The organism is Modestobacter sp. VKM Ac-2979 (assembly GCF_026967995.1).
Classification (GTDB): domain Bacteria; phylum Actinomycetota; class Actinomycetes; order Mycobacteriales; family Geodermatophilaceae; genus Modestobacter.
Map to the genome: position 1 here is coordinate 819,486 of NZ_JAPVBO010000002.1, position 13,781 is coordinate 833,266.

Here is a 13,781-nt window from a genome sequence, read left to right on the forward strand (position 1 = left end):
GGCGCGCCGTGATCACGGCGGCGCTGCGGAGTGCACGCTAGGGGTCGGTTGGCCCGTGCACCAGGACCGCCCCCGGGTGTCCCGGCCGCCCGCCTACGCTGTCGGCCGTGGTCACCGCCCCTCCCGACGCCGCAGCGGCGGCCCTGGCGGTGCACGTCTGGTCGGTGCCGATGCGCACCCGGTTCCGCGGCATCGACGTCCGTGACGGGGTGCTGGTGCACGGCCCGGCCGGCTGGGGCGAGTTCTCCCCGTTCTGGGACTACGACGTCACCGAGAGCCGCCGCTGGTGGGCCGCGGCGCACGAGGCCGCCGTCCTCGGCTGGCCCGACCCGCTGCGGGACAGCGTGCCGGTCAACGTCACGGTGCCGGCCGTGGAGCCGGAGCGGGCACACGCCATCGTGACGGCGTCGGGGTGCCGCACCGCGAAGGTGAAGGTCGCCGAGCCCGGTCAGTCCGCCGCCGACGACCTGGCCCGGGTGGAGGCGGTGCGCGACGCGCTCGGCCCGGCCGGGGCGATCCGGGTGGACGCCAACGCCGCCTGGGACGTCGACACCGCGGTCGCGCGGTTGCGCGAGCTGGACCGGGTGGGCCTGGAGTACGCCGAGCAGCCCTGCGCCACGATCGGTGAGCTGGCGGCGGTGCGCCGGCGGGTCGAGGTCCGGGTGGCCGCCGACGAGGTGGTCCGCCGCGCCGCCGACCCCCGCGAGGTCGACCTGCGCGAGGCGGCCGACGTGGTGGTGCTGAAGGTGCAGCCGCTGGGCGGGGTGCGGGCGGCGCTGGCGGTCGCCGAGGCGCACGGGCTGCCGTGCGTGGTCTCCTCGGCGCTGGAGAGCTCGGTCGGGATCGCCGCCGGCGTCGCGCTGGCCGCCGCGCTGCCGGAGCTGCCGTTCGCCTGCGGCCTGGCCACCGTCGCGCTGTTCACCGACGACGTCACCGGTGACCCGCTGCTGCCGGTCGACGGTGCGCTGCCGGTGCGCCGCCCGGAGCCCGACCGGCTGGCCGAGACCGCGGCCGACCCGGCGGTCGAGCAGCGCTGGCGCGCCCGGCTGGCCGCGGTGACGGCCCGGTGAACCCGGCCACCGCCTTCGCCCGGGTGCTCGTCGACGAACTGGTCCGCGGCGGCGTCACCGACGCGGTGGTCGCCCCCGGCTCCCGCTCCGCGCCGGTCGCCCTGGCGCTGGCCGACGCGGAGACGGCGGGCCGGCTGCGCCTGCACGTCCGGATCGACGAGCGGACGGCGGCGTTCCTCGCGCTCGGGCTGGCGAAGGCCGCCGGGCGGCCGGTGCCGGTGCTCACCACCTCCGGGACGGCGACCGCCCACCTGCACGCGGCGGTGCTGGAGGCGCACGAGAGCGGGGTGCCCGTGCTGGCGCTGACCGCGGACCGCCCGCCGGAGCTGCGCGCCACCGGCGCGAACCAGACGATCGACCAGGTCGGCCTCTACGGCGGTGCGGTGCGCTGGGCACTGGACGTCGGGGTGCCCGAACCGGGTCGCGAGGCAGCACAGAACAGGTACTGGCGGTCGGTCGTCGCCAAGGCGCTGCTCGTCGCCCGGGGTGCGCTGTCCGGCGACCCCGGCCCGGTGCACCTGAACCTGTCCCTCCGTGAGCCGCTCATGCCCGACGACGGCGGGGAGCGACCGGCGCCGCTCTCGGGTGATCTCGCCGGGCGCCCCGACGGCGCTGCGTGGACCACCTCGGCCGGTGACGGGACGCGGAGCGCGCCGCTGACCGGCGGCGAGCCGGCCGGCGGAGGTCGCACCCTGCTCGTCGCCGGGGACGCGCCCTCCGCGGTCGGTCGGGCCGCTGCCGTCGTCGCCGACCAGCGCGGCTGGCCGGTGCTGGCCGAGCCCAGCAGCGGGGCCTGGGGGGCGAGCGGGGCGGTGCGCGGGCCGGCCCTGCTGCTGGGGGCCGCCGACTGGCTGGCCGCACACCGGCCCGACCGGGTGGTCGTCGTCGGCCGGCCCACGCTCTCCCGGCCGGTCAACGCCCTGCTGGGCGACCCGGCGGTGACCGTGGAGACCTACGGGCCGACGCCGCGCTGGGCCGACCCGGGCCGGGGCAGCAGCGTCGTCGGCAGCGCCCAGCTCGACCCGGGCCTGGCGCTGCGCGACCCCGGGCCGCGGGGCGGCGGGGAGTGGGCGGGTCAGTGGGTCGAGGCCGGCCGGCTGGTCGGGGCGGCGGTCGACGCAGAGCTGGACGACGTGTCCGGGCGTGGGCTGACCGCGGCCCGACTGGCCCGGGACCTGGTGGCCCTGCTGCCGGCCGGCGCGCTGCTGGTGCTGGGCTCCTCGACGCCGGTGCGCGACGTCGACCGGCTGGCCGTGCCGCGGCCCGGGGTGACCGTGCTGGCCAACCGGGGGGTGGCCGGCATCGACGGCACGATCTCCACGGCGGTCGGGGCTGCGCTGGCGCACCAGGGGGCCGGTGGCGGGCCGGCGTTCGCGCTGATGGGCGACCTCACGTTCCTGCACGACCTGACCGGGCTGCTGCCCGGGGCCGGTGAGCCCCGGCCGGACCTGACCGTCGTCGTCCCGGACAACGACGGGGGCGGCATCTTCGCCCAGCTGGAGCCGGGGCAGCCGCAGTACGCGGCCAGCTACCGGCGGGTGTTCGGCACCCCGCACGGCCGGGACCTGGTGGCGGTGGCCCGCTCGCTCGGCTGGGCGGCGACCGCGGTCAGCGACCCGGCGCAGCTGGTGGCCGCGCTGGGCGCGGGTGGGCCGCGGGTGGTCGTCGTCCGCACCGACGCCGCCGCCGAGGCGGCTCTGGCCACCCGGCTGCGCGCGGCCGCCGTCACCGCCCTCAGCTAGCTCGGCGCCGGTTCAGGCCTGGGCGACGGGGAGGTCGCCGGCGCTGGTCGCCGGCCGCGGCCGGGGCAGCGCCGGTGCCGTGGACGCCTCGGCGAGCAGCAGCAGCTCCGCCTCGTCGGCCTCCAGCGGCTTGGCGAACAGCCAGCCCTGGGCGAGGTCGCAGCGCTCCGCGCGCAGCCGGTCGCGCTGGACCTCGGTCTCCACGCCCTCGGCGACGACCTCCAGCCGCAGCGTGCGGCCCAGCTGGACCAGCCCGTGCACGATCGCCGCGTCGTCGGCCGAGCCGTCGAGCAGGTTCACGAACGAGCGGTCGATCTTGAGCACGTCGACGTCGAACTGGCGCAGGTAGCTCAGCGAGGAGTAGCCGGTGCCGAAGTCGTCCAGGGCCAGCCGGGTGCCCAGCGCGCGCAGCTCCAGGAGCCGTTCGGCCACCGCGTCCGGGTCGGTGACCAGCGCCGTCTCGGTGACCTCCAGGACCAGCGAGGACGGCGTGATCCCGCTGGAGGTCAGCGCCTCGGCGACGTGGTCCACCAGGGTGCCGCCGGCCAGCTGCCGCGCGGAGACGTTGACCGCCATGGACAGCGGCGTGCTCCGGGGGTGGGCGCGCTGCCAGCGGGCGGCGGTGGCGGTGGCCTCGGCCAGCACCCAGCGGCCGATCGGCAGGATGTGCCCGGAGTCCTCCGCGATCGGGACGAACCGGTCCGGACTGATCGCGCCGAGGGTGGGGTGCTGCCAGCGGAGCAGCGCCTCGAAGCCGACCACCCGCTCGGTCTGCAGGTCGACGACCGGCTGGTAGACCAGCCGCAGCTGGCCGGCGGCCAGTGCCCCACCCAGCTCCCGCTCCAGCTCGATCCGCTCCAGCGCCGCGGTGCGCATGCCCGGGTCGAACACCACCCACTGGGCACGGCCGGCGGCCTTGGCCTGGTACATCGCGATGTCGGCGTCGCGGAACAGCGACAGCGGGGTCGCGTCGGGCTCGGCGGCGACGATGCCGATGCTGGCGGCCACGGTCACCCGGTGGCCGTGCAGCAGCACCGGCTCGTCGAGGACCTGCAGCAGCCGCTCGGCCAGCGAGGCGGCGGCCGGCAGGCCGCCCCGGGTGTCGTCGATGAGGACGGCGAACTCGTCGCCGCCCAGCCGGGCCACCGTGTCCGCCGCCCGGACGACGCCCTGCAGCCGCTCGGCGACCGTGCGGAGCAGGTCGTCCCCGGCCAGGTGGCCGAGGCTGTCGTTGACGTCCTTGAAGCCGTCCAGGTCCAGGCACAGCACGATCGGCGGGCTGCCGGTGCGTCCGGCCCGGCGCAGCGCCTGCTCGGCGTGGTCCAGGAACAGCGACCGGTTGGCCAGCCCGGTGAGCCCGTCGTGGAAGGCCTGGTGGGCCAGCTCCTGCTCGGCGAGCTTGCGAGGGGTGATGTCGTAGACGCTGACGGCGATGCCGCCGACGTCGGGGTCGTGCCGCAGGTCGACGGCGCGACCGCCCAGCCACACCGTGCCCCCGGTCGGGTGGTCCCCGCGCAGGTCCAGCTCCACCGGCTCACCGGGCACCAGCCGGGCGCGGTCCAGGGCCGTCAGCACGTCGGCGGGGTCGATGCCGATGCCGCTGAGCAACTGCGGCAGCGACCGCCCGGCGCCCCCGGGGCGCCCGAGCAGCTCGGCCAGTGACCGGGAGTCCGAGGTCAGCCGCCCGTCGCGGTCGACGACGGCCACCGCGTCGGAGGAGGTCATCGCCAGCGCCTCGTACCGCCGGGCCAGGGAGTGGACCTCGGCGCGGGCGCGGCTCTGGTCGGCGAGCAGCCGCTGGGCGCGCACGATCATCAGCACGGTCAGCGTGGAGGTGGCCAGCAGGCCGGGCAGCGGTTCGACCTCCTCGCCGGCGACCCAGGCCCGGAGCTCGAAGGCGCCGGGCACGAGCAGCGGCAGGAAGGCCAGGGTCATCCGCCAGCGTCCGGTGCCGGCCGTCCGGCGCGGCACCGCCGGGCCGGGTGCGGCGTCCCGTCGGTCGGCCCACGGCAGCGTGGCGAACGCGACGGCGCCGATCAGCCAGCCGGCGTCCAGCCAGCCGCCGACCGTGTCGGGGGCGGCGAGCAGCAGCCAGGCCATGTCCGAGGCCAGCCAGGCGCTGGAGCCGAGCCCGAGCAGCAGCGCCGGCACCCCGACCCGCGACTGCACGACCATGCCGCGCACCACCAGGCCGATGACCACCGCGTCCAGCAACGGGTAGGCGGCCCAGATGGCCCGGGTGCCCAGCGGCAGGTCGGCGTCGGTCAGGGTCGAGTGCACCGAGCTCTGCCAGACCACGAGCAGGGCGATCACCAGCACGGCGGCGCCGTCGAGCAGGGCGTGGAACCGGGCCCGCGGGTGGGCGTCGCCGTCCCCGGCGTAGACCAGCAGGGCGGCCCCGAGGGAGCAGTAGGAGGCCAGGTAGGCGGCATCGGCCACGGAGACGTCCGGTGGGGCGTCGGCCAGCCAGGCCTGCACCTGCCAGAGCAGGTCGCCGAGGGCGTTGAGTGAGACGGTGACCGCGATCCACCGGGCCGCCGGGCCCGGGTGGCACCGCCGCACCCCCAGCCAGGCGGCGACCGCGGCGCCGAGGGTGCCGACCGCGTAGCCGACCGAGGAGACGGTGGTCCCGCCGGTGGACCCGACCAGGACGACGAGGGCAGCGGCCAGCGACAGCCAGGCGACAGCGACCCTGCGGTCGCGGCCGTTCGCCGTCCTGCCGTCCATGTCCCGTCGTCCCCCTGTCGGTGTCCTGTACCGAACAGTCTCGGAACGTGGGCGTGCCGTCTTGACCTGAGGGAGGGCACTCGCGCGGCGGGGTCCCTCCTCGGGGGGAGGGGCTCAGTCCTCGAGCGCGGCCTGGAAGGCGGCCAACTTCGCCTGGGTCTCGGCCAGCTCGGCGATCGGATCGGAGCCGGCGACGATGCCACAACCGGCGAACAACCGGGCCTGCCGCCCGCCGTCGGCCCCGGTCAGCTGCGCGCAGCGCAGCGCCAGCCCGAACTCCCCGTCGCCGCGCGCGTCCAGCCAGCCGACGGGCCCGGCGTAGCGGCCGCGGTCCATCCCCTCGAGCTCGGCGATCACGCGGGCAGCGGTGGCGGTCGGGCTGCCGCAGACCGCGGCGGTGGGGTGCACGGCACCCACCAGCTCCAGCAGCCCGGTCGCGTCGTCGTCCCGCTGGCGGCCGCGGACGTCGCTGGCCAGGTGCCGGACGTTGGGCAGGGTCAGCACGCTGGGCCGCTCGGGGACGACGAGCTCGTCGACGAACGGCCGCAGCGCGTCGGCGAGGGAGTCGACGGCGTAGGCGTGCTCGGCGTGGTCCTTGACCGAGGTCTCCAGGCCCGCCGCCAGCCGGTCGTCCTCCGCGCCGGCGCCCCGCGGGGCGGTACCGGCCAGCACCCGGGCGTCCAGCTCGCGGCCGGTCCGGCGCAGCAGCAGCTCGGGGGTGGCGCCGAGCAGGCCGTCGACGGCGAACGTCCAGGTGTCCGGGAACCGCTCGGCCAGGCGGAGCAGCAGCCGGCGGGGGTCCAGCGGCCGGTCGGCGCTGACCAGCAGGTCGCGGGCCAGCACCACCTTGTCCAGCTCGCCGGCGTCGATCCGGGCGACCGCGGCGGTGACGGCACCGCACCAGGCCATCGGGTCCAGGGCGCCGTCGGCGTAGGCGAGCCGGCCGATGGAGGTGGCCGCGTGCTGCGGTGAGGTCTCGACGACGGCGAGGTCCTCGTCGTCCGCATCGCCGGTGACGGTCACCCAGGTGCACCCGTCGCGGCGGCCCACGACCACCTCGGGGACGACGAAGACCGACGTCCCCGCCGCCGGGTCGAAGGCCACGGAGGCGAAGAGGACCGGCCCGGAGCCGGGGACGCCGACCGGGTCGTGGACCTCGGTGCCGGCGCAGCGTTGGGCCCACCAGTCGGCGGCCTCGGTGAGCGCACCGGGGCCGGACACCTCCAGCCGGGCCGCCTCGCCCCACCCGATCAGGCCCTCGCCGCAGCGCACCCAGGCCAGCGCGCCGTCGCGGGGGAGCAGGGTCAGCAGCGGCGTGCGCCGGGCGCCCAGCGGGGTGGTGGTGACCGCTGCCGCGCTGGTCGCGGTGCGTGCGGCTGCCGTGGTCACCGCTCCAGGGTAGGAGAGGCGCAGGTAGCGTCGCCGTCGTGGCGACCGGGGAACGAGCGGGGACGGCGGGGACGCGAGCCGGGCTGGACAAGCGGCCGGCGGAGGTCGCGGCGATGTTCGACCGGGTCGCCGGCCGGTACGACGTGACCAACACGGTGCTCTCCGCCGGGCTGGACGCCGGCTGGCGCCGGGCCACCCGCGAGGCGCTGGGTGCGCGGCCGGGTGCGACCGTGCTCGACGTCGCGGCCGGGACGGCGGTCTCCACCGTCGAGCTCGCCGCCGGGGGAGTGCACGCGATCGCCTGCGACTTCTCCCAGGGCATGCTGCGCGCCGGGGCGTCCCGGCCGGTGCCGAAGGTGGCCGGGGACGCGATGGCGCTGCCGCTGGCCGACGAGAGCGTCGACGGCGTCGTCATCTCCTTCGGGCTGCGCAACGTGGCCGACCCACAGGCGGCGCTCCGCGAGTTCTCCCGGGTGACCAGGCCCGGCGGCACGTTGGTGGTCTGCGAGTTCTCCAGCCCCACGCTCGCGCCGTTCCGGACCGTCTACACCGAGTACCTGATGCGGGCGCTGCCGGTGATCGCACGGGCGGTCAGCAGCAACCCGGAGGCCTACGTCTACCTGGCCGAGTCCATCCGGGCGTGGCCGCCGCAGCCGGAGCTGGCGCGGTGGCTGCAGGGCGCCGGCTGGGCCGACGTCGCGTGGCGCGACCTGACCGGCGGCGTCGTCGCGCTGCACCGGGGCACCCGGGTCTAGTCGTCGGCCAGCACGGCCGCCAGGACGGCGTCGGCGCGGTGCTGTTCGGCCGCGTTCGTCCCGGCGAGACCGGCCCGCACGACGAGCGCCTTCCACAGCGCCCAGCCGCGGGCCCGGGCCCACGTGCCGTCGTCCAGGTCGAGGACGGCCCGGAAGGCCGCCCGGCTCCGGTCCGTGAAGAGCGTCCAGGCGATGACGAGGTCGCACGCCGGGTCCCCCACCCCGCAGGTGCCGAAGTCCAGGACGGCGGCCAGCCGGCCGTCCCGCACCAGCAGGTTGCCGGCCGCGACGTCGCCGTGGAACCACCGCGGTGGCCGGTCCCAGGAGGTCGATGCGGCAGCCGCCCAGACGGCGGTGGCCGCGGCGCCGTCGATCGACCCGCCCAGTGCCTCGATCGCTGCGTGCGTCTCGCCGGCGTAGTGGGCGAGCGGGGCGCCGCGGAACCAGCTGTGCGGTCCGGCCGGTGGCCCGCCGGCCGTGTCCACCCGTTGCAGGGCGGTCAGGAACCCGGCCAGGTCGGTGGCGAACGTGCTGAGGTCGTCGACCGGCGTCCCGGACGCATCGGTGCCGTCCAGCCAGCGGTACACCGACCACGGCCACGGGTAGCCCGCGCCGGGGGAGCCCTGGCCGAGCGGCACGGGGACCGGCAGCGGCAGCTGCGGCGCCAGGCGGGGGAGCCACTCCTGCTCCTTGGCCACCTGGACGGCGTAGGCCGCCGCACTGGGCAGCCGGACGAGCAGCTCCGCGCCGAGCCGGAACGTGCGGTTGTCCCAGCCGCCCGGCTCCACCGGCACGACCGGCAGGCCGGCCCACTCTGGGAACTGGGTCGCGACCAGCCGGCGCACGAGCGGGACGTCGATGCGCGGGGTGGTCACGGGAGCACCCTGCCCTGCTGCGGCCGTCGGTTCACCTCCCGCGGGTCCGTCGGTGGCGGCGTGGTGGCGGTACGGGGCGGGTTGGATGAGGTGCAGCGGGCGGCGGTCGAGCCGCAACCGCGATCGAGGAGGTGACGAGGTGGTCCACCGAGCCGCCCCGTCCCCGGGAGCCCGGGCACTGGTCGTCGTCTCGCTCGTGGGCGTCCTCGGCCTCGCGGTCTGGCTGGCTCCCCGGGTGTGGGAGACCAGCGGCTCGCTCGGCTTCCTGCTGTTCGGTCCACCTGTGGTCTGCTCGGCTCTCGCCCTGTGGGTCGAACGCGCTCGCGGGACGGTGCTGGCCCCTGCGGTCGTCGCTGCGCTCGGAGTGGTGTCCGTCGCGTGGGCGTTGCTCACGTTGCTGGGTGGCGGGCTCTATCTCCTGGTGCCCGCGCTCCTCCTGCTGGTCGCCGCCATGGTCTCGTGGGTCGACAGACGGCCGGACCGCTCGACCCCAGCGCGGGACTGACCGCTGCCGCGCCGCACGGGACCGGGCGTCGAGTGTCTAGCTGTCGACGCCTCGTGCCGGGCGGAGACGTGCGCAGCTCGTCACTCGGCGAGGTCTGCTCGGGCATGACCGCGTTCTCCCGGAGCGGACGGTGCTCCCCGGCCGCCCCGGGAGGAGCAGGCTCCGGGCATGACGATCCCGCCCACCCCCGCGCCCCTGCCGTCCCCGTCGCTGACCGACCCGATCTCCCCGCCGTCCCCGGACCCCGTCCCGGGACCGGACCCGACCGACCCGATCTCCCCGACCGACCCGATCTCCCCGCCGGCCCCGGCGCCGGTCCCGGGACCAGGTCCGACCGACCCCACCGCGCCGCCGCCCACGTCGGCCCCCGGGCCGCTGTGACCCCCGATCCGCGCTCTGCGCGGCCTGTCAGGACCCCCGGTGTGAACTCGATCACCGGGGGTCCTGGTGTTCCGACACCCCTCGGCATAGGCTCTGACCACTCGACCTTGTGAACTTGTTCACAAGCAGGCGGTGAACCAGTTCACAGTCGTCGGTCCGCTGTCCGCGAGCACTGGGAGGTCGTCGCAGTGTCCCGCCCGAAGACGTGCACGCCCCCGGTCGGGGGTGGCTGATGCTGTCGAACTACGTGCCCCTGGTCGGGCTCTTCGTGCTCGCCGCGGGCTTCGCGCTCTTCTCGGTCACCGCGGCCCCGTTCATCGGCCCGCGCCGCTACAACAGCGCGAAGGTGCAGGCCTACGAGTGCGGCATCGAGCCGGTCGACCAGCCGCTCACCGGCGGACGGATCCCGGTCAAGTACTTCCTGACCGCGATGTTGTTCATCGTCTTCGACATCGAGATCGTCTTCCTCTACCCATGGGCGGTCGCCAACGACGCGCTGGGCCTGTGGGGCCTCACCGCGATGGCCGTCTTCATCGGCACCGTCTTCATCGCCTTCGTCTACGAGTGGCGCCGCGGGGGGCTGGAATGGGACTGACCCACACCGGACCGAGCACGGACGGAGGTCGCTGACATGGGCCTGGAGGAGAAGCTCCCCAGTGGCGTCCTGCTGACCAGCGTGGAGAAGCTGGTCAACTGGACCCGCAAGTCCTCGCTGTGGCCGGCCACCTTCGGCCTGGCCTGCTGTGCGATCGAGATGATGGCCTCCGGCGCCGGCCGCTACGACCTGGCCCGCTTCGGCATGGAGGTCTTCCGCGCCTCCCCCCGCCAGGCCGACCTGATGATCGTCGCGGGGCGGGTCAGCCAGAAGATGGCCCCGGTCCTCCGGCAGATCTACGACCAGATGCCCGAGCCGCGCTACGTGCTCGCCATGGGCGTCTGCGCCAGCTCCGGCGGCATGTTCAACAACTACGCGATCGTGCAGGGCGTCGACCACATCGTCCCGGTGGACATGTACCTGCCCGGCTGCCCGCCGCGGCCGGAGATGCTCACCGACGCCATCCTCAAGCTGCACCACAAGATCCAGCACCAGCCGCTGGGCGCCAAGCGTGCCCGGGAGCAGGCCGAGGCCCGGGCCAACGGGACGGCGCCGGAGCTGCACCTCGCGATGCCCTCCAGTGTCCGGGCCGACCCGGCGGCGCGGCGCGCCTACGAGCAGGCCGCCGCGGAGGGCCGCACCGGTCAGTTCGCCATCGAGCAGCGCGGAGGCAACGCCGTCGTCCTGCCCGGAGCGGACCGATGAGCGACGAGGCCGGCTTCGGCGCGGCGACCGAGCCCGGTGGGGGGTTCCGCAAGGGCGCCTTCGGCGTCACCGGCAGCGGCGACACCTCCGGCTTCGGTGGGCTGGTCCGGGTCGAGCCCGGCGGGGCCGTCGCGCTGCACTCCACCGACCGGCCCTACGGCGGCTGGTTCGACGAGGTCACCGACGCGCTGATCGACGCGGTCGGTGAGGCCACCTACGCCGCCGCCGTCCACCGGGTCCTGGTCGATCGGGGCGAGATCACGTACTTCGTCGCCCGCGAGCACCTGCTCACCCTGGTCCGGGCGCTGCGGGACGACGAGGCGCTGCGCTTCGAGCTGTGCAGCAGCGTCTCCGGCGTCGACTACGCCGACAGCGGCGGCCCGGCTGCGACGCCGGAGCGGCCGCGGCTGCACGTCGTGTACCACCTGACCTCGATGACCTACCGCCGGCGGATCCGGCTGGAGGTGGCGGTCACCGCCGAGGACCCGCACGTCCCCTCGGTCACCTCCGTCTACCCGACCGCGGACTGGCACGAGCGCGAGGCCTGGGACATGTTCGGCGTCGTCTTCGACGGCCACCCGGCGCTGACCCGGATCCTCATGCCCGACGACTGGGAGGGCCACCCCCAGCGCAAGGACTACCCGCTCGGCGGCGTCCCGGTCGAGTACAAGGGCGCGCAGATCCCGCCCCCCGACGAGCGCCGGAGCTACCGATGACCACCACCCAGGACCCCTACGCCGGCTCCCGGCAGACCACCGAGGGCCGGGTCTACACGGTCACCGGCGGCGACTGGGACCAGACCTTCGGCGCCGACACCCAGGGCGACGAGCGGCTCGTGGTCAACATGGGCCCGCAGCACCCCTCGACCCACGGGGTGCTCCGCCTGGTCCTCGACCTCGAGGGCGAGACGGTCACCCAGGCCCGCGTCGTCATCGGCTACCTGCACACCGGCATCGAGAAGACGACGGAGTACCGCACCTGGACCCAGGGCACGACCCTGGTCACGCGGATGGACTACCTGGCCCCGCTGTTCAACGAGACCGGCTACTGCCTGGCCGTGGAGAAGCTGCTCGGCATCGAGGCACCGCCGCGGGCGCAGACCATCCGGGTGCTGGTCATGGAGCTCAATCGGATCGCCTCGCACCTGGTCGCACTGGCCACCTTCGGCATGGAGATGGGCGCGCTCACCGGGATGACCAACGGCTTCCGGGAGCGGGAGCTGGTGCTGGACGTGCTCGAGGAGATCACCGGGCTGCGGATGAACCACGCCTACGTCCGCCCCGGCGGGCTGGCGCAGGACCTCCCCGAGGGTGCCGTCGAGTCCGTGCGGGAGCTGCTCGCCGTCCTCCCCGAGCGGGTCGCCGGCACCCACCGGCTGCTCACCGGCCAGCCGATCTGGCAGCGCCGGCTCAAGGACACCGGCTACCTCGACCTCACCGGCTGCGTGGCCCTCGGCGTCACCGGGCCGGTCCTCCGTGCGGCCGGGCTGCCCTGGGACATGCGCAAGGTCGAGCCGTACCTGGGCTACGAGACCTACGACTTCGAGGTGCCGACGGCGGACACGTGCGACGCGTGGGGCCGCTACCTGGTGCGGATGGGCGAGATCACCGAGTCGATCAAGATCATCGGACAGGCGCTGGACCGGCTCGAGCCCGGGCCGGTGATGGTCGAGGACAAGAAGATCGCCTGGCCGGCGCAGCTGTCCCTGGGCGCCGACGGGATGGGCAACTCCCTGGACCACGTCCGGCACATCATGGGCCAGTCGATGGAGGCCCTGATCCACCACTTCAAGCTGGTCACCGAGGGCTTCCGGGTGCCGGCCGGCCAGGTCTACACGGCCATCGAGTCCCCCCGCGGCGAGCTCGGCTACCACGTGGTCAGCGACGGCGGCACCCGCCCGTTCCGGGTGCACGTCCGGGACCCCAGCTTCGTCAACCTGCAGGCCACCGCGGCGATGAGCGAGGGCGGCATGATCGCCGACGTCATCGCCGCGATCGCCTCGATCGACCCCGTGATGGGAGGCGTCGACCGATGAGCGTGTTGCCTGGTTCCCCCGAGGGGACGGCGGTCACCGGGCTGGACTCCAGCCCGGTCGAGCCGGCCGCCCCGGACCTGCCGCCGCTGACCGAGCAGACCGAGGCCGAGGCCCGCGAGCTGATGGCCCGCTACCCGCAGGAGCGGTCGGCGCTGCTGCCGATGCTGCACCTGGTCCAGTCGGTACAGGGCTACGTCTCGCCCGAGGGCGTGGGGTTCTGCGCCCGGCTGCTCGGGCTGACCAAGGCCGAGGTGGGCGCGGTCGCGACCTTTTACACGATGTACAAGCGGCACCCGACCGGTGAGCACCTGGTCAGCGTCTGCACCAACACGCTCTGCGCCGTCCTCGGCGGGCAGCAGATCTACGACGCGATCTCCGCCGACCTCGGCGTGGGCCACGACCAGACCGCCGCCGACGGCTCGGTCACCCTGGAGCACGCCGAGTGCCTGGCCGCCTGCGACTACGCGCCGGTGGTCACCGTCGACTACGAGTTCTACGACCAGCAGGACGTCGAGTCGGCCCGGGCGCTGGTCACCGCGCTGCGGATGGGGGAGAAGCCGCCACCCACCCGCGGGGCGCCGCTGACCGACTTCCGCGGCGTCTCCCGCCAGCTGGCCGGCTTCTCCCAGCACGCCGACCTCGAGGCCGAGCGGGCGGCGATCGACGCCCCGTCGGCCGGTGTGCCGACGCTGGTCGGCGTGCGGCTGGCCGCCGAGCGCGGCGAGACCGCGCCGCCGATGGGCGACGCCCAGCCCGAGCAGGCGCCCGAGCCGGACGTCGAGCCCGCGGGCGGGCCGGGCGAGACGGCGTCCGAGCAGGCCGCCGACACCGCCGTCGCCTCCGCCGACACCCCGGCCGAGCGTGCCGGGGCGGCGCAGCACCACCCGGACACCCCCGAGCCCGCCGGCCGCCAGCCGGCCGAGCGCGGCCGCGAGGGCACCGACACCCCGCCCACCAGCTCGGGCGCCGGGCAGAACAGCTCGATCGAGCGGGAGACCTGAC

The 13,781-nt window shown here is 75.5% G+C and carries 13 protein-coding genes; 10 read left to right on the forward strand and 3 right to left on the reverse strand.

Annotated elements, in window-relative coordinates; translation table 11 throughout:
• Positions 1-107 precede the first annotated feature (107 nt).
• Both O2W15_RS08605 and menD read left to right on the forward strand, forming a co-directional pair.
• On the forward strand, positions 108-1,070 hold the full coding sequence (locus O2W15_RS08605; protein WP_269179105.1) for an o-succinylbenzoate synthase: 963 nt from the start codon (positions 108-110) through the stop codon (positions 1,068-1,070).
• On the forward strand, positions 1,067-2,812 hold the full coding sequence (gene menD, locus O2W15_RS08610) for a 2-succinyl-5-enolpyruvyl-6-hydroxy-3-cyclohexene-1-carboxylic-acid synthase (RefSeq protein WP_269179106.1): 1,746 nt from the start codon (positions 1,067-1,069) through the stop codon (positions 2,810-2,812). The genes O2W15_RS08605 and menD overlap by 4 nt, the downstream gene beginning before the upstream one ends.
• Before the next feature lie 12 nt (positions 2,813-2,824).
• Here the strand turns inward: menD and O2W15_RS08615 are convergent, their stop codons facing one another.
• Positions 2,825-5,539, reverse strand: coding sequence for a putative bifunctional diguanylate cyclase/phosphodiesterase (locus O2W15_RS08615; RefSeq protein WP_269179107.1), 2,715 nt, complete (start codon positions 5,537-5,539; stop codon positions 2,825-2,827).
• A gap of 114 nt (positions 5,540-5,653) precedes the next feature.
• On the reverse strand, positions 5,654-6,928 hold the full coding sequence (locus tag O2W15_RS08620; RefSeq protein ID WP_269179108.1) for an isochorismate synthase: 1,275 nt from the start codon (positions 6,926-6,928) through the stop codon (positions 5,654-5,656).
• A gap of 38 nt (positions 6,929-6,966) precedes the next feature.
• Between O2W15_RS08620 and O2W15_RS08625 the strand changes: the two genes are divergently transcribed.
• Entirely contained in the window at positions 6,967-7,683 is a 717-nt protein-coding gene (locus tag O2W15_RS08625) for a demethylmenaquinone methyltransferase (protein WP_269162894.1), read from the forward strand.
• On the opposite strand, the gene O2W15_RS08630 is transcribed toward O2W15_RS08625, so the two are convergent.
• A complete protein-coding gene (locus O2W15_RS08630; protein ID WP_269179109.1) occupies positions 7,680-8,558 on the reverse strand; it encodes an aminoglycoside phosphotransferase family protein in 879 nt (292 codons plus the stop codon). The genes O2W15_RS08625 and O2W15_RS08630 overlap by 4 nt on opposite strands.
• 139 nt (positions 8,559-8,697) lie before the next feature.
• Between O2W15_RS08630 and O2W15_RS08635 the strand changes: the two genes are divergently transcribed.
• The 7 genes from O2W15_RS08635 (at position 8,698) to nuoE (ending at position 13,780) form a co-directional block, all read left to right on the forward strand.
• Positions 8,698-9,063 carry a hypothetical protein gene (locus O2W15_RS08635; RefSeq protein ID WP_269179110.1) on the forward strand — a complete coding sequence of 122 codons (366 nt, stop codon included), beginning with the start codon at positions 8,698-8,700 and terminating at the stop codon, positions 9,061-9,063.
• A 168-nt stretch (positions 9,064-9,231) separates the two neighbouring features.
• Positions 9,232-9,444 (forward strand): hypothetical protein, encoded by a 213-nt coding sequence (locus O2W15_RS08640; RefSeq protein WP_269179111.1) that lies wholly within the window; start codon positions 9,232-9,234, stop codon positions 9,442-9,444.
• Between the two features lie 232 nt (positions 9,445-9,676).
• A complete protein-coding gene (locus O2W15_RS08645; protein WP_081975124.1) occupies positions 9,677-10,039 on the forward strand; it encodes an NADH-quinone oxidoreductase subunit A in 363 nt (120 codons plus the stop codon).
• A gap of 36 nt (positions 10,040-10,075) precedes the next feature.
• Complete coding sequence (locus O2W15_RS08650; protein ID WP_036333175.1) at positions 10,076-10,744, forward strand: NuoB/complex I 20 kDa subunit family protein; 669 nt, start codon at positions 10,076-10,078, stop codon at positions 10,742-10,744.
• Positions 10,741-11,460: an NADH-quinone oxidoreductase subunit C gene (locus O2W15_RS08655; protein ID WP_269179112.1), complete on the forward strand. Its 720-nt coding sequence runs from the start codon at positions 10,741-10,743 to the stop codon at positions 11,458-11,460. Before O2W15_RS08650 ends, O2W15_RS08655 begins: the two co-directional genes overlap by 4 nt.
• A complete protein-coding gene (locus tag O2W15_RS08660; RefSeq protein ID WP_269162899.1) occupies positions 11,457-12,779 on the forward strand; it encodes an NADH-quinone oxidoreductase subunit D in 1,323 nt (440 codons plus the stop codon). Before O2W15_RS08655 ends, O2W15_RS08660 begins: the two co-directional genes overlap by 4 nt.
• Complete coding sequence (gene nuoE / locus O2W15_RS08665; RefSeq protein WP_269179113.1) at positions 12,776-13,780, forward strand: NADH-quinone oxidoreductase subunit NuoE; 1,005 nt, start codon at positions 12,776-12,778, stop codon at positions 13,778-13,780. The genes O2W15_RS08660 and nuoE overlap by 4 nt, the downstream gene beginning before the upstream one ends.
• The last annotated feature ends 1 nt before the right edge of the window (position 13,781 follow it).